The organism is Phytobacter ursingii (assembly GCF_001022135.1).
Classification (GTDB): Bacteria; Pseudomonadota; Gammaproteobacteria; order Enterobacterales; family Enterobacteriaceae; genus Phytobacter; species Phytobacter ursingii.
In genome coordinates, this window is the sequence record NZ_CP011602.1 from 2,352,610 (window position 1) to 2,370,550 (window position 17,941).

The 17,941-nt window shown below is 52.4% G+C and carries 17 protein-coding genes; 10 read left to right on the forward strand and 7 right to left on the reverse strand.

Annotation, left to right across the window (positions count from 1 at the left end; translation table 11 throughout):
• The first annotated feature begins 30 nt into the window (after positions 1 to 30).
• The 4 genes from AB182_RS14495 to AB182_RS14510 all read left to right on the forward strand — a co-directional run bounded on the left by AB182_RS14495 (position 31) and on the right by AB182_RS14510 (position 3,405).
• On the forward strand, positions 31 to 954 hold the full coding sequence (locus AB182_RS14495; protein ID WP_047370715.1) for a LysR substrate-binding domain-containing protein: 924 nt from the start codon (positions 31 to 33) through the stop codon (positions 952 to 954).
• 75 nt (positions 955 to 1,029) lie between these two features.
• Positions 1,030 to 1,923, forward strand: a complete 894-nt coding sequence (locus AB182_RS14500; RefSeq protein WP_047370716.1) for a LysR family transcriptional regulator — start codon at positions 1,030 to 1,032, stop codon at positions 1,921 to 1,923.
• A 108-nt stretch (positions 1,924 to 2,031) separates the two neighbouring features.
• Positions 2,032 to 2,439, forward strand: a complete 408-nt coding sequence (locus AB182_RS14505; RefSeq protein WP_047370717.1) for a DoxX family protein — start codon at positions 2,032 to 2,034, stop codon at positions 2,437 to 2,439.
• A gap of 9 nt (positions 2,440 to 2,448) precedes the next feature.
• Entirely contained in the window at positions 2,449 to 3,405 is a 957-nt protein-coding gene (locus tag AB182_RS14510) for a glutathione S-transferase family protein (RefSeq protein ID WP_047370718.1), read from the forward strand.
• Between the two features lie 96 nt (positions 3,406 to 3,501).
• Here AB182_RS14510 and AB182_RS14515 read toward each other — a convergent pair whose 3' ends face one another.
• Together AB182_RS14515 and AB182_RS14520 are read right to left on the reverse strand one after the other, a co-directional pair.
• Positions 3,502 to 3,888, reverse strand: a complete 387-nt coding sequence (locus AB182_RS14515; RefSeq protein ID WP_047370719.1) for a hypothetical protein — start codon at positions 3,886 to 3,888, stop codon at positions 3,502 to 3,504.
• A 198-nt stretch (positions 3,889 to 4,086) separates the two neighbouring features.
• The gene (locus tag AB182_RS14520) at positions 4,087 to 4,857 is read right to left on the reverse strand and encodes an SDR family oxidoreductase (RefSeq protein WP_047370720.1); all 771 of its coding nucleotides are present in this window, start codon (positions 4,855 to 4,857) and stop codon (positions 4,087 to 4,089) included.
• A gap of 94 nt (positions 4,858 to 4,951) precedes the next feature.
• Between AB182_RS14520 and AB182_RS14525 the strand changes: the two genes are divergently transcribed.
• Entirely contained in the window at positions 4,952 to 5,878 is a 927-nt protein-coding gene (locus AB182_RS14525) for an AraC family transcriptional regulator (protein WP_047370721.1), read from the forward strand.
• A 127-nt stretch (positions 5,879 to 6,005) separates the two neighbouring features.
• On the opposite strand, the gene AB182_RS14530 is transcribed toward AB182_RS14525, so the two are convergent.
• On the reverse strand, positions 6,006 to 6,461 hold the full coding sequence (locus tag AB182_RS14530) for a GNAT family N-acetyltransferase (protein WP_177328618.1): 456 nt from the start codon (positions 6,459 to 6,461) through the stop codon (positions 6,006 to 6,008).
• Positions 6,462 to 6,856: 395 nt separating this feature from the next.
• Here AB182_RS14530 and pdxR point away from each other — a divergent pair, with 395 nt between their 5' ends.
• Positions 6,857 to 8,335, forward strand: a complete 1,479-nt coding sequence (gene pdxR, locus AB182_RS14535; protein ID WP_047370722.1) for a MocR-like pyridoxine biosynthesis transcription factor PdxR — start codon at positions 6,857 to 6,859, stop codon at positions 8,333 to 8,335.
• Positions 8,336 to 8,436: 101 nt separating this feature from the next.
• Here pdxR and AB182_RS14540 read toward each other — a convergent pair whose 3' ends face one another.
• A complete protein-coding gene (locus tag AB182_RS14540; protein ID WP_047370723.1) occupies positions 8,437 to 8,799 on the reverse strand; it encodes a helix-turn-helix domain-containing protein in 363 nt (120 codons plus the stop codon).
• Positions 8,800 to 9,136: 337 nt separating this feature from the next.
• Here AB182_RS14540 and AB182_RS14545 point away from each other — a divergent pair, with 337 nt between their 5' ends.
• Both AB182_RS14545 and oqxB read left to right on the forward strand, forming a co-directional pair.
• Positions 9,137 to 10,312, forward strand: coding sequence for an efflux RND transporter periplasmic adaptor subunit (locus tag AB182_RS14545; RefSeq protein WP_047370724.1), 1,176 nt, complete (start codon positions 9,137 to 9,139; stop codon positions 10,310 to 10,312).
• A 23-nt stretch (positions 10,313 to 10,335) separates the two neighbouring features.
• Complete coding sequence (gene oqxB, locus AB182_RS14550) at positions 10,336 to 13,488, forward strand: multidrug efflux RND transporter permease subunit OqxB (RefSeq protein ID WP_047370725.1); 3,153 nt, start codon at positions 10,336 to 10,338, stop codon at positions 13,486 to 13,488.
• Between the two features lie 65 nt (positions 13,489 to 13,553).
• Here the strand turns inward: oqxB and AB182_RS14555 are convergent, their stop codons facing one another.
• The 3 genes from AB182_RS14555 to AB182_RS14570 form a co-directional block, all read right to left on the reverse strand.
• On the reverse strand, positions 13,554 to 14,033 hold the full coding sequence (locus AB182_RS14555) for an RrF2 family transcriptional regulator (RefSeq protein WP_047370726.1): 480 nt from the start codon (positions 14,031 to 14,033) through the stop codon (positions 13,554 to 13,556).
• A 319-nt stretch (positions 14,034 to 14,352) separates the two neighbouring features.
• A complete protein-coding gene (locus tag AB182_RS14565; RefSeq protein ID WP_047370728.1) occupies positions 14,353 to 14,871 on the reverse strand; it encodes a DUF2569 family protein in 519 nt (172 codons plus the stop codon).
• 207 nt (positions 14,872 to 15,078) lie between these two features.
• Positions 15,079 to 15,912, reverse strand: a complete 834-nt coding sequence (locus tag AB182_RS14570) for an oxidoreductase (protein WP_047370729.1) — start codon at positions 15,910 to 15,912, stop codon at positions 15,079 to 15,081.
• A 104-nt stretch (positions 15,913 to 16,016) separates the two neighbouring features.
• Here AB182_RS14570 and AB182_RS14575 point away from each other — a divergent pair, with 104 nt between their 5' ends.
• A complete protein-coding gene (locus AB182_RS14575; RefSeq protein WP_047370730.1) occupies positions 16,017 to 16,937 on the forward strand; it encodes an AraC family transcriptional regulator in 921 nt (306 codons plus the stop codon).
• Between the two features lie 276 nt (positions 16,938 to 17,213).
• Positions 17,214 to 17,891, forward strand: coding sequence for a type A chloramphenicol O-acetyltransferase (catA, locus tag AB182_RS14580; protein WP_047370731.1), 678 nt, complete (start codon positions 17,214 to 17,216; stop codon positions 17,889 to 17,891).
• The last annotated feature ends 50 nt before the right edge of the window (positions 17,892 to 17,941 follow it).

A 17,941-nucleotide genomic window follows, 5' to 3' on the forward strand; every position in this document is an offset into this window, starting at 1 on the left:
TTTTCAGCCAAAAATGAGTTAAATTCATCCATGAAATTACGCCGCCTTCCCCACCTGGGCGCTATCCGCGCTTTTGATGCCGTTGCCCGCCACGCCAGTTTTAAACTGGCCGCTGAGGAAATTGGCGTCACCTCCACGGCTATCAGCCACCAGATTCGCCAACTGGAAGAGACCCTCGGTCAACGCCTGTTCATCCGTTCTGCCCGCGCGGTAACGCTGACAGCAAGCGGCGAAATCCTGTTTCGCGCATCGGAAAATATGTTCACCACCCTGCGTGAAGCGGTAACACTTATCGAGGCCGGCGCACCGCCCGATGCACTGACGCTCAGCACGACCTCGAATTTCCTGACGAACTGGCTGGTACCGCGCCTGCCGCTTTTGCACCAGCAGCTCCCGGACCTAGAGCTACGCTTTCACAGCAGCACCAGCCTGGTGGATGTGCGCGGCGCGATGGCCGACTGCGCCATTCGCTATAGCATGCAGGCGGACGAATCGCTGGAAAGCACCTTGCTCTGGCGTGACCGTTTTGTTCTGGTTGCCAGCCCTGCGCTGAGGCTGCAAAGCCCGGAGGATTTGGCAGGACTGACGCTGTTTCACATCGAAAACCGCCATGTGCCGACACCCGAGCCAGACTGGCAGTACTGGAAGGAGACCTTTGGCCCGGCAGAGTTAGCCGTGCAGGCAGGTATTCGTTTTGATGATGAGACGCATGCGATTCAGGCGGCGATTGCCGGACAGGGCGTCTTGCTGGCGAGCGAGCTGCTTATCCAGTATCCGCTGGCACAAGGGTTACTCCATATCGCCCTGCCGGGCGCGCTCCCTGGCGGCAATTATTATTTTGTCACCAGCGCGGAAAAGGCCACCCGCCGTAATGTACAACAGTTCAAACAGTGGCTTATCCATGCTTTTAATGACGTGACATTGTCACAAATGAGTGTACAACCTGCGCGCTGACACACTGAAAACGTCAGCGGCAGTCCCTGGGTTTTGCTATGGTATTTTTTTGCTGATGATAAGCGGGTAGAACGAATGGAGCGGCTGGATTGCGATCGTATGTTTGTCGCAGTGATGGAAACGGGGAGTTTTACGGCGGCGGCGCAGCGGTGCGGCACCAGCCACGGTCAGGCATCGAAATTGATCTCCCGGCTGGAAAGTGAACTGGGCGTTAACCTGCTGCGCCGTAGCACCCGATCTTTGACCCCCACGGAGGTAGGACTGGCCTACTACGAACGTATCCGTCAGCTCCTGGTCGATTATGACGCGCTTAATGATTCCGTTCGCAACAGCGCCAACGCCCCTTCCGGGCTACTGCGCATCTCTGCGCCGGTCACATTTGGCGTTTCGCAACTGGCGCCCTATCTGGTGGAATTTGCCCGCCGCTATCCGGATATCGAGCTGGATGTCAGCTTTTCCGACAGGCTGGTTAACGTGGTGGATGAAGGTTTTGATCTGGCCCTGCGTATCGGCAGCCTGACCGACAGCAGCCTTATTGCCCGCCGTTTATGCCCGATTCGCAATGTGGTCGTCGCCGCCAGAAGCTATCTTGAGCGCCACGGCGAACCTCAACACTGGGCAGAACTGGAGCAGCATGCCCTGATCGTCGATACCAATTTTCGCGATCCCTGGCACTGGTCGTTTCGCGATGCCGGGCAGCAGATGCATTTGCAACCGGTTCGCGGGCGAATCAAGTTTTCCAACGCGGAGGCCTGTATTGAGGCCGCTTGTGCCGGGCTTGGAATTGCCAGAGTACCGATGTTTATCGCTGAAAAAGCCCTGAATGAACAGCGTGTCATGCCCGTTCTGGCTGCCTTTGAAGCGCCGCCGCTGGCGCTATACGCGGTCTATCCCCCTGCCCGCTACCTGGCGCAGAAATCCCGGGTATTAATCGATTTTCTGGCGACAACCTACGCCTCAGTTTCCTAGGCAGTATTATTTCCATTGTGGAAATAAACATCCTCTTTTCGACCCAATAATCATTGAGCTGGAAACACTCTATAGTCCTCTCATCAACCTATTCGAGAGGACACCACCATGACTGATTCACGCACGGCCCCCTATGCATCCCTGCTACTGCGCCTGACGCTCGGCATTCTGTTTCTGGCGCACTTTAGCCTGAAATTCTTCGTTTTTACTCCGGCGGGCACAGCGAAATTTTTTGCCTCCCTGGGTCTGCCCGGCGGTCTGGCGTATCTCACCATGGCGGTTGAGCTGGTGGGAGCAATTGCGCTAATCCTCGGGATCTATAGCCGTATCGTTGCCATCGTGCTGATTCCGATTCTGTTGGGGGCTATCTTTACCGTGCACGGTCCGGCGGGCTTTTTCTTCACTAACCCGAACGGTGGCTGGGAATTCCCGGCATTCTGGATAGTTGGCCTGCTTGCACTGGCGCTGACCGGTGACGGAAAATACGCGCTCAAACCGACCCCTTTTAAAGGTTAAGGATCACGCATGCTGATTGACGGAAAATGGACGGCGGACTGGCACCCGGTGCAGGCCACCGATGAAAAAGGTGGATTTGTCCGCCAGACCTCCAGTTTTCGCCACTGGGTGACGCCTGACGGATCGCCCGGTATTACGGGCGAAGGCGGTTTTATCGCCGAACCGGATCGCTACCATCTGTATGTCGCACTGATTTGCCCGTGGGCCTCCCGCACGCTGATTGCCCGCAAACTCAAGGGGCTGGAAGAGGTTATCAGTGTATCCGTGGTAGAACCCTGGTTACTGGAGGAAGGCTGGCATTTCGGCGATTACCCCGGCGCTGACAGAGATACGCTAAATAATGTCGAGTGGCTGCATCAGCTTTATACCCATGCAGATCCGATGTTTACGGGTCGCGCGACGGTTCCGGTACTGTGGGATAAGAAAACCCACACCATCGTCAATAACGAGTCTGCGGATATCGTGCGGATGCTTAATAGCGGCTTTGGCGAACTGGCGCGTGGCAACATTGATCTCTACCCCGCCGCCCTGCGCGAAGAGATTGACCAGCTCAACGCCGCGATTTACCCAACGCTGAATAACGGGGTGTATCGCGCTGGTTTTGCCACTACCCAGGTGAGTTATGAAGAGGCGGTCAGCGATGTGTTCGCTATGCTCGATACGCTGGAAGCGCGCCTTGCAACGCGGGATTTTCTCTGCGGTGGGCAGCTAACCGAAGCCGATATTCGCCTGTTTGTGACCCTGGTGCGTTTTGATGCCGCCTACCATGGGGTGTTCAAATGTAATTTGCGTAAGCTTGCGCAGTACCCGAATCTGGACCGCTATCTGCGGACAATGCTGGCGGTACCGGGCATCCGGGAAACGGTGAATATTGACCATATCAAGCAGGGCTACTATTCCATCAAAGCGCTCAACCCGAACGGGATTGTCCCGCGAGGGCCGGATCTCAGCGCGTATGGCTTATAAGTCATTCGCAGAAAGCGAGATCATCGCAGGGTGAGTCAGAGTCTCCCTTGTGAGGAGGATTTAAGTGAGGGGAGTATGCAGCCCGGAAGGCGGGTGTTATAAAAACGCAGTTTCGCTGCTCCCCACGCTTTTTAGCTCAAGCCCCATAAATTTGAGCCCTATTCCGTGCTCATGATCTCTGTCGGTTGTAAACATAAATCCGAAACGACCTTTCTCATCAGGGGAAAGATAGATTTTCACCAGAATAAGTTCTGTTGCCTCTGCGCCATACACGCGTTTGCAGTAAGCCTGCGTTTGTGCAGTGATTTTCTGCGAGAAAGCGTTCTGTTTCTCAATAAGAAACTGGATATCGGCCCTCATTTTGTCATCAGGCGAATGTGCGTCCAGATTTATGCACTGGACAGATTGAGAGCCGAATGCCGGTAAAAGCAAATCAACTGCGGTGCCTTCGTCATCGGCATAATATTCCCGTTCAGCAGACATCTTTATGTTCCTTTTTTCGGGCACCAGGGACGGTAACTGCTTTTTTATCCCAGCGTCATTTGTTGCCTGTTGGCAATAAGCAGGAGTATGGCCTTTCAGCCACCCTTAACGGCAAGAAATAATAACAGCCTCTCTTGTTTCATACTTATCACCAACGCGATCGTCTCGCAGCGTTATTACGGTTTTCGCCTCAGGAAATCAATAAGAAAAGGGGGAACGCTGCTGCGCTTCGTGTAAATAATGCCTGGCATCTTCACCGGCGGCGGTATACAGCGGTGCGTTGTGATCGCCCGCAACGGCAAGAATGGCCTTCGCGACATCGTCGGCGTGCGTCACTGGCGAGTCGGTATCGCGCGCCATCTGAATAAACGCATCCACCATTTCTCCATACGCCGGATCGCCTTGTCCGCCAAAATACGCCCGCGCATTTTCGCCAAACTTCGTCTCTGGCGAGCGCCCTGGTAAGACAACATGAACTCGAATACCAAATGGCCTGACTTCGATGGCTAATGACTCGCTCCAGGCATTCAGCGACGCTTTACTGGCGCGATAAAGCCCAATCAACGGCATCGCTTTGGTTGTTACTGACGATGAAACATTGATGATAATTCCTGATTTTTTCTCTCTCATCTGCGGGAGTAAAGCCTGGGTTAATGCCAGTGTTCCCAGAACATTGGTATGCATTAATTGCTGTGCGGTTGCCATGGGCGTGAGCTCAACAGGTACCGGTGCGCCCAACCCGGCATTATTCACCAGCAGGTCAATCGCCCCGGCCTTTTTTACCACATTATCAATGCTGTCAGCAGACGTGATATCCAGCGGCAGAATAGTCAGTCTGTCGCTTTCAGGGAATAGCGTGGGACCAGGCGTTCTCATGGTGGCAACTACCTTCCAGCCTTTCTCTAAAAAGAGTTTTGCTGTTGCAAGCCCAAAACCCGATGAACATCCGGTAATCAGTGCAGTAGACATAGTTAAACCTCTTCGTTGGCAAGAGCCAGGATCATAGCCGCCTCTGCATGGACAATATATAATCAAAAATCCAGTTAAATTTAGAGAGCGTCCAATGTCAGATCCGTTAACCGATATTGTTACCCTGCTCAATCCCAGGCCAACCCATACCAAACTCGTTGAAGGGGCCGGCCAGTGGCGTATTGTTCGGGAGTCTTCCGGAGAGGCTTTTTATTGCGCAGTGTTACAAGGCGAATGTCTGATGAGTATTAACGGCAAAGCGCCGAAATTACTCGTTTCCGGCGATTTCGTTCTGATCCCCGCTACCTATACCTTTGAAAACACCAGTGCGGGTGCGTTAACACCCGTTGGCATTACGACGCCGACCCTTATTGGCGATGGGCACGTAAGAATTGGCTCAACAACGGGGCCGGCTGAATTTCTGATGAATGTGGGGCACTGTGAATTCGACACGCCGGACAAACAGCTTATCGTTGCCCTACTTCCCAATGAGATCCTGATTAAAGGACAACGCAGGTTTGTCACATTGCTTGAACTTCTGCTGGACGAAAGCCAGGCCCGGCGACCAGGACGTGAGGTGGTATTGATGCGCCTTTTACAGCTATTACTGGTTGAATCGTTGCGAAGTCATCATGATTTGTCGAAAACGGCAGGTATCCTGCAAGGGTTACAACACGAAAAGATCGCCATTGCGCTCCATCTCATCCATGAAAAACCCGACATTGACTGGCAAATAGCGCACCTCGCCAGCCACTGCGCAATGTCCCGTTCCTCTTTCTTTGCCATATTCAACGAGACGGTCGGGATGCCGCCGATGCAATATCTGCTCTTCTGGCGAATGTCGTTAGCGCGAAAAGCACTGTTGAGTAGTACAGATAAAATAGAACAGATCGCATTCCGGATTGGTTACCAGTCGGCGAGTGCATTCAATGTCGCCTTCACGAAATATGTGGGCATGCCGCCTGGGGTATTTCGACGTCAGAAATCCCATGATGCCCATGTGGCGTCGCCACACGGATGAAAAGCCAGTGTTGAACACGCGTTCTGTCAGAAATCACTGGCCTTCTCTTTTCGACCGATGACTCCCCCGTAAATAAAAGAGGCTTTCCGGCATCTGTTTAAGGGGGCGATGATAAGTTAACGGCGAATTATCTTACCTGCATCCGGTATTCAATCATGCCGCTTTTTTTTGCAATCCAGTCATATAATCTTTGCGCACGATAGTTTGCTTCATGGGTGTGCCAGTAAAGATGGCTGGCATGACGTTTTCTGGCTTCTTTCTGAACATATTCAATTAACAGTTTGCCAATGTGTTTGCCGCGAATATTTTCGCTGACATATAAATCTTCCAGATAACAATAATCGCTCTCCGCCCAGGTGGAACGGTGAAAAAGATAATGTGCGAAACCCACCACCTCTCCATTACTTTTCGCGACGGCACAGAATATCGGCTCGATTGGATTGGCAAAGCGCTCCCAGGTGCGCTTTGTGATCGCGTCGGGAATATCAACGTTGTAAAAAATTTGATAATTTTTCCACAATGGTAACCAGCTTTCATAATCCATTTCACTGGCAGCTTCGATTGCGATAGATACTGTATTCATAATAATAACCTCGTTGTTCACTGAATGGGGATAGTCATTAATTAAACGCGCAGGCATATTGATAGGCTTAACGTTTTAAAAAAAGAAAGCACAGGGCGTTTTTGCGATTAGCACACCGATACAGGGAGGCGTAACACTCGCGCCTTAAAATGACCTGCGGCTACAGCGCCTCTTATTCTCGCTATCGTGATAGGGCGGCATATTATCCCTCTGTCGCGACTCTTATCGCAGCCCACTCCACCCTGCCCGTCATTTAATCTTCGGGAACAATCATATGGTTGAAATGGCACGTTTAGCCCCACCAATTTTGCCCAATGAAGCAGACCAATTTATCTTCTGGCATCAGGCAAACCTGTTATAGACTGGGTAATAAGGGAAGCCATACGGAGAAAAGGATGTTTAAGCATGCACAACTTGAAACGGTAAAAGCCTGGATGAGTGATCCCGCAAACGGATCGCTGCCTCTTCATGAAAGGATTCAAAGAGCCATACGGGCGCTGATACTGGAAGGGATTTTATCTCACGGCAAAGCCCTTCCCGCCTCACGAGCATTAGCCACATCACTCAATGTCTCCCGGGATACCATTGAAACTGCCTATACGCGTCTGCACGCTGAAGGGTTTATTGAAAGGCACACGGGGAAAGGGAGTTTCGTTTCTGCCAGCGCCCGCTTTCTGAAATCACATTCCCGGCAACGGCAGTCAGCTGCTGCGGTACGTGAACCAACGCTCAGCAAGCGGGGAAAGCGGGTTTATGGAAGCGGCGGTATACGCGAATTTTCCTTGCCCCGCCCGCTGGCGCCGGGGATCCCCGAAACACGTCTGTTTCCGCTTCAAACCTGGGAGCGACTTGCGCGACAGGTACTGAAAGAATATCGCCACCATGCGCTGGAACAAAGCCCTCCACAGGGGACAGAACGCTTACGCCAGGCAATCGCTGAATATGTCAATCTGGAGCGCGGCGCGCATGCCACGCCAGAACGTATCATTATTCTGACCAGTTCCCAGCAGGCACTTGCGCTCTGTTCGCATGTCCTGATGGACAACGGGGATGCCATCGCGGTTGAAGATCCTGTCTATCAGGGGGCACAAAAAGCGTTTGATACTGCCGGACTGAACAGCCTTCCGGTGCCTCTTGATGAGAAAGGTTTATGCATTGCGTCGCTAAATGCTCTGACAGAGCCTGCGAAAGCTCTCTATCTCACGCCTTCCCACCAGTATCCTACCGGTGTCACCCTCTCCCTCGAGCGACGACTAGCGGTCATCAACTGGGCAAACCATCACCAGGCCTGGATCATTGAGGATGACTATGACAGTGAATTTCACTATGAAGGGAAACCGATGGCCTGTGTACAGGGTCTGGATGCCTTTAACCGGACCATCTATATCGGGACGTTTACCAAATCTCTTTTTCCGGGGCTACGCATTGCCTGGATGGTCGTTCCCGCAGAATTGGTTGAGCCGCTGACGATGGCAAGAACATTAATGGACGGTCATACCGCCTCAATGACCCAACTGACAGTGGCCAAATTTCTGGAGGGCGGCCATTTTAGCGCCTATGTCCGGATGATGCGGGGGGTCTATGTCGCGCGGCGCGACAAACTCGCCAGCCTGTTAGAACAGTATCTTGCTGATTTTGTCGTTGGCATAACGCCTGCGGGGGGAATGCAGATGCCCTGCTATCTCAAAGATGGCCTGTCAGAGACTGCCGTCGCCGCCGCTGCTCGCCGGGCAGGTATTGATATGCTCGGGCTGACCGGACTGTATGCCAGCAAACCGGCATCCCCAGGTTTTTTGCTGGGATTTGCGGCTTATACGGAGAAGGAAATGGAAGACGCGGTAGGAAAACTTGCGGCCCTTTTTCGCCGTCTCTGAGGCTTATGCCTGTCAACCCGTAAAGCCGACTGACTCATTGCGCCTGCGGCTGACAGGCGGGCAATGTCATCCTGAACGAGTAGCGCGAAAACCACGGGATCCTATGTGGATTGCTGGCGTAATAGCTGGGTTTCAGGGCGAGCAATACTGCGGCGCCATGCCCCGGGAGCCTGCCCATAATGGCGCTTAAAGCTGCGGTTGAAGGACTGCTGAGAGTCAAAACCCAGGGCGATCGCCACGTTTAAAATCGGTTCGTCACTGTGGGCTAAGCGCTCAACCGATTTTTGCAGCTTTTGCGCGCGAATATACTCGGCGAGACGATAGCCGGTATGTTCTTTGAATATCCGCTGCAGGTGCCACTTCGAATAACCGGCTCGTCTGGAGACAGTGTCAATGTCGAGACGGCTTTCAATGTTGTTGTCGATCCAGTCGAGTAAATCGTGAATAAAGCCTTCACTGTTCACTTTGTTTCCCCCCGCTCAGCTCACCAAAAAAAGCATCTTTGTTTGTTGCATTTAAAGGTGGCCTGCTTTTGCTTTAAATGCAAGTTTTATTATTGCATTTAAATCCCTCGCGGAAACGCGTCGTGTTGATGTGCCAAGAATAGCACATAAAGTGCAACAATTATTCTTGCACTAAATTTAGCACCTCCCTACAATCGCCGCGATAGTGTATTCGCAACTGTTACAGTTTTGTGGCGATGAACGGCACAAATGGCCTTAAGCCAGCCCGGACAAAGGAAGTGGCGCAGCGTCTCCCGCTGCGTCTTGCCCGGCGGCTACAATTACCGGAATAAAAATAATGAGCCTGCAAAAACATTGGGGTAACTTTCATCTGAACGCGCTGGGCGCGATGATGCTCTCCGTACTGCTCGTTGGGTGCGATAACAGCGTCGCGCAAAACGCGGCGCCACAGGCACCCGCCGTCAGCGCTGCGGATGTGGTGGTGAAATCCATTAGCCAGTGGGATAGCTTTAATGGTCGGATTGAAGCGGTGGAAAGCGTTCAGTTACGCCCCCGCGTCTCGGGTTACATTGACAAAGTGAATTACACCGAGGGCCAGGAAGTGAAAAAGGGCGAGGTGCTGTTCACTATTGATGACAGAACCTATCGCGCTGCGCTGGAACAGGCGCAAGCGACGCTGGCAAGGGCTAAAACGCAGGCAAGCCTGGCGCAAAGTGAGGCTAACCGTACCGATAAACTCATCAATACCAACCTCGTATCCCGTGAAGAATGGGAGCAGCGTCGTTCGGCCGCCTCCCAGGCGCAGGCCGACATTCGCGCAGCGCAGGCGGCGGTTGACACCGCACAACTTAATCTTGATTTCACCAAAGTGACTGCGCCGATCGATGGCCGCGCCAGTCGGGCGTTGATCACCAGCGGTAATCTGGTCACCGCGGGCGACAGCGCCAGCGTACTTACTACGCTGGTCTCGCAAAAGACGGTTTACGTCTATTTTGATGTCGATGAGTCGACCTATCTCCACTATCAAAATCTCGCCCGCAGCGGGCAAGGCGCGTCAAATAATCACCTGGCTCTACCGGTTGAGATTGGCCTTACCGGCGAGGAAGGCTACCCCCATCAGGGCAAAGTGGATTTCCTGGATAATCAGTTAACGCCGAGTACCGGCACTATCCGTATGCGCGCGCTGCTGGATAACGCACAGCGTCAGTTCACGCCAGGTCTTTTTGCCCGCGTCCGCCTGCCGGGCAGCGCTGAATTCCAGGCCACCCTTATCGACGACAAAGCGGTGCTGACCGATCAGGATCGCAAATATGTTTATATCGTTGATAAAGAAGGAAAGGCGCAGCGTCGCGATATTACTCCCGGGCGTCTGGCAGAGGGTCTACGCATCGTGCAGCAGGGGCTCAAGCCTGGCGATAAAGTCATCGTCGACGGTTTACAAAAAGTGTTTATGCCGGGGATGCCGGTTAACGCGAAAACCGTTGCCATGACCACCAGCACTGCCCTCAACTGATCCCTTATCTGAGAATCCGACACATGGACTTTTCCCGTTTTTTCATCGACAGGCCGATTTTTGCCGCAGTGCTGTCGATTCTGATTTTCATCACTGGGTTAATCGCTATCCCGCTTTTGCCGGTCAGCGAATATCCTGACGTCGTGCCGCCGAGCGTGCAGGTGCGCGCGGAGTATCCCGGCGCCAACCCGAAAGTCATTGCCGAGACTGTGGCAACGCCGCTGGAAGAAGCCATCAACGGCGTTGAAAACATGATGTACATGAAATCTGTCGCCGGCTCTGATGGCGTACTGGTGACGACTGTCACTTTCCGTCCGGGTACCGATCCGGATCAAGCGCAGGTTCAGGTACAAAACCGCGTATCGCAGGCCGAAGCGCGTTTGCCGGAAGATGTGCGGCGTCTGGGTATCACTACCCAGAAACAGTCGCCGACGTTGACGTTGGTGGTGCATCTGTTTTCGCCCAACGGTAAATACGACTCACTGTATATGCGTAACTACGCCACCCTCAAAGTGAAGGATGAACTGGCGCGTCTGCCCGGCGTCGGCCAGATCCAGATTTTTGGTTCGGGCGAATACGCGATGCGTATCTGGCTGGATCCGAATAAAGTGGCGGCACGCGGGTTAACGGCTTCGGATGTGGTGACGGCGATGCAGGAGCAAAACGTCCAGGTCTCCGCTGGCCAGCTTGGCGCCGAGCCGCTGCCGAAAGAGAGTGATTTCCTGATCTCCATTAACGCCCAAGGGCGTCTGCATACGGAAGAAGAGTTTGGCAATATAATTCTGAAAACGGCGCAAGACGGCTCGCTGGTACGCCTGCGCGACGTGGCGCGTATCGAAATGGGCTCCGGCAGCTATGCGCTGCGCTCCCAGCTCAACAATAAAGACGCGGTCGGGATTGGTATCTTCCAGTCGCCGGGGGCAAACGCGATTGATTTGTCTAACGCGGTGCGCGCCAAAATGGACGAACTGTCTAAGCGCTTCCCGGAAAATATGCAATGGGCGGCACCTTACGATCCGACGGTTTTCGTTCGCGATTCCATTCGCGCGGTCGTACAAACCCTGCTGGAAGCGGTGGTACTGGTGGTGCTGGTGGTGATTCTGTTCCTGCAAACCTGGCGCGCGTCGATCATTCCACTGATCGCGGTGCCGGTATCGGTCGTGGGCACCTTCAGTATTCTCTACCTGCTTGGCTTCTCGCTAAATACCCTGAGTTTGTTCGGGCTGGTGCTGGCTATCGGTATCGTGGTGGACGACGCCATCGTAGTGGTGGAAAACGTTGAGCGAAATATCGAAGAGGGACTCGCTCCGCTTGCGGCAGCGCATCAGGCGATGCGTGAGGTATCCGGGCCGATTATCGCGATTGCACTGGTGCTGTGCGCGGTGTTTGTGCCGATGGCGTTCCTCTCCGGGGTTACCGGTCAGTTCTACAAACAGTTTGCGGTGACGATCGCGATTTCGACGGTGATCTCCGCCATCAACTCGCTGACGCTCTCCCCTGCTCTGGCTGCCCTGCTGTTAAAACCGCACGGTGCCCCGAAAGACTTCCCAACCCGGCTTATTGATCGCCTGTTCGGCTGGCTTTTCCGTCCGTTCAACCGCTTTTTCCACCGTAGCTCTGACGGCTATCAGGGACTTGTGGGGAAAACGCTCGGACGACGCGGCGCAGTGTTTTTGGTCTACGTGCTGTTGCTCTGTGCCGCTGGCGTCATGTTTAAAGCCGTCCCCGGCGGATTTATTCCGACCCAGGATAAGCTCTATTTAATTGGCGGCGTGAAAATGCCGGAAGGCTCTTCGCTGGAACGTACCGATGCGGTGATCCGCAAAATGAGCGAAATCGGGATGAATACCGAAGGCGTGGATTATGCGGTCGCTTTCCCGGGGCTTAATGCGTTGCAGTTCACCAATACGCCAAATACCGGGACGGTCTTTTTTGGTCTGAAACCATTCGATCAGCGTAAACACTCCGCGGCGGAAATTAACGCTGAGATCAATGCGAAAATCGCCCAAATCCAGCAAGGCTTCGGCTTCTCCATTTTGCCGCCGCCGATTTTAGGGCTGGGTCAGGGTTCAGGCTATTCACTGTATATTCAGGATCGCGCAGGTCTTGGCTATGGCGCACTGCAAAATGCGGTGAATACGATGTCAGGTGCGATTATGCAGACGCCAGGGATGCATTTCCCGATCTCTACCTACCAGGCGAATGTTCCGCAACTGGATGTGCAGGTTGACCGTGACAAGGCGAAAGCGCAGGGCGTGTCGCTGACCGATCTGTTCGGTACGCTGCAAACCTATCTTGGCTCGTCTTATGTGAATGACTTCAACCAGTTCGGGCGTACCTGGCGCGTGATGGCGCAGGCAGATGGGCCGTACCGTGAAAGCGTGGAGGATATTGCTAATCTGCGCACCCGTAATAATCAGGGTGAAATGGTGCCCATCGGCAGTATGGTGAATATCCATACCACCTACGGGCCGGACCCGGTGATTCGTTACAATGGTTATCCGGCGGCGGATCTCATTGGCGATGCCGATCCTCGCGTACTCTCCTCCGCGCAGGCGATGACGCAACTGGATGCGATGTCTAAGCAGATCCTGCCGAACGGGATGAATATTGAATGGACGGATCTGAGCTTCCAGCAGGCCACTCAGGGGAATACGGCGCTGATTGTCTTCCCGGTCGCGGTTCTGCTGGCTTTCCTGGTGCTGGCGGCGCTGTATGAAAGCTGGACGCTGCCGCTGGCGGTGATCCTTATTGTGCCGATGACGATGCTCTCCGCGCTGTTTGGCGTCTGGCTGACCGGCGGCGATAACAACGTGTTCGTACAGGTGGGTCTGGTGGTTCTCATGGGGCTGGCGTGTAAAAACGCGATTCTTATCGTCGAGTTTGCCCGCGAACTGGAAATTCAGGGCAAAGGGATCATGGAAGCCGCGCTTGAGGCCTGCCGCCTGCGTTTACGCCCGATTGTCATGACCTCCATCGCCTTTATCGCCGGGACCATTCCACTGATCCTCGGCCACGGCGCGGGGGCAGAAGTTCGCGGTGTCACCGGGATCACCGTGTTCTCCGGTATGCTGGGCGTGACGCTGTTTGGTCTGTTCCTGACGCCGGTATTTTACGTTACGCTACGTAAACTGGTTACGCGCGGCAAATCGGTAAACGACGTGTTGCCTGCGTAGGTTGTTGCAGATAACAAAAAACCGCCTTCACAGTGAAGGCGGTTTTTTTCGCAATAAGAAAAGCGTTAAAGCGCTTTTTTACACCGGACCTCAATTTCAGGCACCGGGTCACACCCACTGGTATCCGCTTTTTTGACCTTTTCCAGCGCGCTTGCCACGGTATGGCGAGCTAACACCTCTAATGAGGCCTGTTCTGCTTCATCGGCGATAGATTTAAAGTACCAGCACGCATTGGCGCTGACCACGCAGCGCGCTGGCACATCAGGTCTCGACGCCCAAAGTTTTTTATCTTCTATCACAGACAGGTAGATATCGCGCAGGGTTATCTGTTCGGGCGGACGACCAAGATGAATAGAGCCGTTGCGGCCAAGGGTTGAGACGATAATGCCGTCACGCGTGAGAGGCACCATCAATTTGCGGATAAAGCTCGGATTCGCTTCCAGACCGTAGGCCAGAATCGCACTCGTCGAACGTTCACCTGATTGCTCCGCCATCGCTACGCTGAGAACCATCTGCAAAGCTGTCGGGAAGCGGTAATCTAACATTTTATTGTCCTGGGTCGCGGTGAATCTTGTTCTTTTTGGCACCGCAGAGGTGAATAACCAATGAGCAATAATATAACAAATACAGCAATTTTTTTGAAGCAATCAACGAGTGACCTGACTCGTAAAAAAGAGTTTCCACCTGGTGTCGCAAACGCTGTCCAGCGTCAGCTAACTCCCTGATCCACCGGGAGTCCCCGAAGGCGTCTTGCGTGCAACTGTTACAGAGCAAAAACTTTCCATCCCTGACCTGAGGTATTTGAAGCACGAAACGTTCATTTCATGCGCCATATATGTGTCCGGACACGAAGGATATATGATGCTACCAAACGAACGTCTTTTTAACCCGAACAGAACAACGGAAATAAGGTATCCAGATGCAAGCGTAAATTATATACCTGACAATAGGCATAATAAGGGCGAAGTTCAGCGCAAGAGGCGCAAATAAGTATGAAGCGATGACCCGGTCAATCAGCATGATCGCGATACTGGTGATTAGTAATACACTATATGCCATTGGTAACGCTTTCTTTTTACGCAGAAAAAGAGACACAACATAGATAACCAGCAGCAGTAAAATCAGGTTAATCCCCACGGCAATAAAAAGCCAGGACGTCTGATAAACAGGTATATGACCGAGCGAATTCATAGCAAGTTTTAACGTTACGACCAGAGAAGTGAAATAATCCCAGGCCATTAGCAACATATTGAGGAGTGGCAGAAACAACAGACCGCCAATTTTCCTGTATCGTTTTTCCTCACATTCTTCACAATATTCAAGATGTTGCGCAATTTCCTTATCACAGGTTAAGCACGTCCATTTGAAAGGGGCCGCCGTCATTATTCATCCTTTTTGTGTCTGTTCTTAACGAACTTGCTTCATTCCAGGGTTAATTAACGGCTAAATGTGAACATTCTTTAGGATAATTGCGCGCTCACCACTGTAGTCAGGAGTAAAGGTAAGATCAACGCGCCCTACCCGCGCGAAATGGCCGGTTATATAACCGGCCATCATTGTCCAACTCCTGTACGCTGTAGCAGATCTTCATCAACCATCTGTTGAGCGAGTGACTTTTTCCCATTGTTCTATTTCTTTATCCAGGGCCGCGAGTTTTTGCCGCACTAAACGTAATGCATCACTGCCTAATAACAAATGCGTGGGCGGGGTTTCACTTTCAATTAATGCCAGAATGGCGTGTGCGGCTTTCACAGGGTCGCCTGGTTGCTTACCGCTTTTTTCCTGACGGGCCTGACGAATTGGCTTGAATGAGGCATCATAGTCCGCAATGCAGCGAGCGCTGCGGACCATTGAGCGGCCGGCCCAGTCGGTACGAAACGAGCCCGGCGCTACAGCGGTGACATAAATATTGAACGGGGCAAGCTCCTTGCTTAACGTTTCTGATATCCCTTCCAGCGCAAATTTGCTGCCGCAGTAATAACTGATGCCGGGCATGGTAATAAAACCGCCCATCGAGGTGATATTAATAATATGACCGCGACGTCTCTGGCGCATGCCGGGTAGCACCGCTTTGATCATCGCCACTGCGCCGAACACATTCACGTCAAACTGCCGGCGCATCTCTTCGAGAGAGGACTCTTCCAGTATCCCTTCATGACCGTACCCCGCGTTGTTCACAAGGATATCAACCGGACCAACGGTGGCTTCGATCTCCGCAACCACCTCATCAATACGCGCAAAGTCCGTGACATCAAGCAGGCGCCCAAAAGCCCGCTCGGCATCACATGCTTCGAAAGTCTGCTTTGCTTCACGGTTGCGCACAGTCCCAATAACCCGATGGCCTGCGGCGAGGGCTTCCTGCGCCAGCGCACGACCAAAGCCGCTGCTGACGCCAGTGATTAAAATGGTTTTTGCAAATGCCATAAAAAGAACTCCATGAACAGTGGAGTTTGCATGGTATTCTCTGTCATGCGGCATTTTTAGGCCATATTTTCTCTTTTCCTTGCCTGATCTTATGAGGGGCGATGATGTCCAGGATGCTCACCTTAATGAACGCCCTTGCAGTGCAGGAGGGTTACAACCTGACTGCGTTGCCTGATGTGCGAATTTTGCGCGCCGATCGCCCGCTTTCCAGAACGCCCGTGCTTTACGATCCGGGGATTGTGATTGTCTGTCAGGGCAGCAAGCGCGGTTTTTTCGGGCAGCAGACCTATTTATATGATGAGCAACATTACCTGGCAGTTTCGGTGCCGGTCCCGTTTGTCATGGAAACCGACGCTTCGCCAGCACATCCGTTGCTGGCGATTTATATACATCTGGATTTTCAACTTGCCGCTGAACTGATGTTGCAGATCGAACAGCATGACAACCCGCATCTTCCCGCTGCGCCGCAAAGTATGATGTCGAGCCCGATGGACGACGCGGTAAAAACGGCCGTTCTGCGTCTGCTTGAGGTCCTGAATAATCCATTTGAGGCTGAGATCCTCGGGCCCGGGCGGTTACGTGAGCTCTATTTCCGCGTGTTAACGGGCGCACAGGGCAATGCAATGCGCGCCGCGCTGGCCTTACAAGGACAGTTCGGCAAAATCGGCAAAGTGCTACGGCGCATTCATGCTACCTACGCCGAGCCGTTAACGCTGGCACAACTGGCGACGGAAGCCGGAATGAGTGTGCCAACATTCCATAGCCATTTCAAAGCGATAACCCGTATACCGCCAATGCAATATGTAAAATCGGTACGCCTGCACCAGGCGCGTATGTTAATGGTGCGTCAACATATTACCGCCGCGGCCGCGAGTTATGCCGTCGGCTATGAAAGTCCGTCACAATTCAATCGCGAATTTAAACGCCTGTTTGGTTTGCCTCCGGCTGAGGAGATAAAACGCATGCAGCGTCATTTCGCCGTGCCGCCAGCGCAACAAGCATCGGTTTTTGTTTCTTCGCATTAAGAATGTCGGCATGGCTGAATATACCGGGGGCGTCTGCATTGAGCGATCGGCGGATATTCTGCGACACTGTCGTATAAAGAAAAATATCTGCAAATCCATAATCTATTTTCATTATCGGGCATATTGAAAACTTAATATTCTTTTTCCTTGGATGAGAATACACGACCCACAATACATGCGTGCGCTAACTCACTCTCAGAGACCGGCAAGCTTGATTAATGGATAAAAAAATCTTAGGCTAGCCTTTGAAATATAATGGGTAATCAAAGGATAAAAATGAAAAACACAACCCCAGAATATACAACTGTCGACTTATCACGGTGGGCAAGGAAAGAACATTACGAGGCATTTCAGGGCTTCGCGCAGTGTACATTTAGCCAAACGGTACAAATAGATATTACCGCGCTACTAAAACATATACAGGGTGTCGGCTGGAAATTCTACCCTACGATAATTTTCCTTCTTGCTAAAATAGTCAACAGGCATGCAGAATTCCGTATGGCCATAAAGAACAATGAGCTTGTCATATGGAATGATAGCCATCCCGCCTATACGATTTTCCATGATGAAACGGAGACTTTTTCGTCATTATGGAGTCACTACGATGGTAATATTCAACACTTCCTGAAGGTTTTTTCAGAAGACGTCGCACAGTATCGTCATAACCTTTCCTATCTCCCTAAGGAAGAATCGCGGGAAAATATATTTTTCGTCTCAGCTAACCCCTGGGTAAGTTTTACCAGTTTTAATATCAACATTGCGCACATGGATAATTTTTTTGCCCCGATGTTCACCCTTGGAAAATACGATAAACAAGGGGAAAAAGTGCTGTTGCCTCTCGCTGTCCAGGTACACCATGCCGTGTGTGATGGTTTCCATGTTGCAAGGCTAATCAACGAGTTACAAGAATTGTGCGATGACATATCGCAATATTCAGAAAGGCTCAAAAACTGATGTGTCAGCCGCCTTTTGTACAGAGCAGGCAGTAAGGAGAGCCGTCAGGT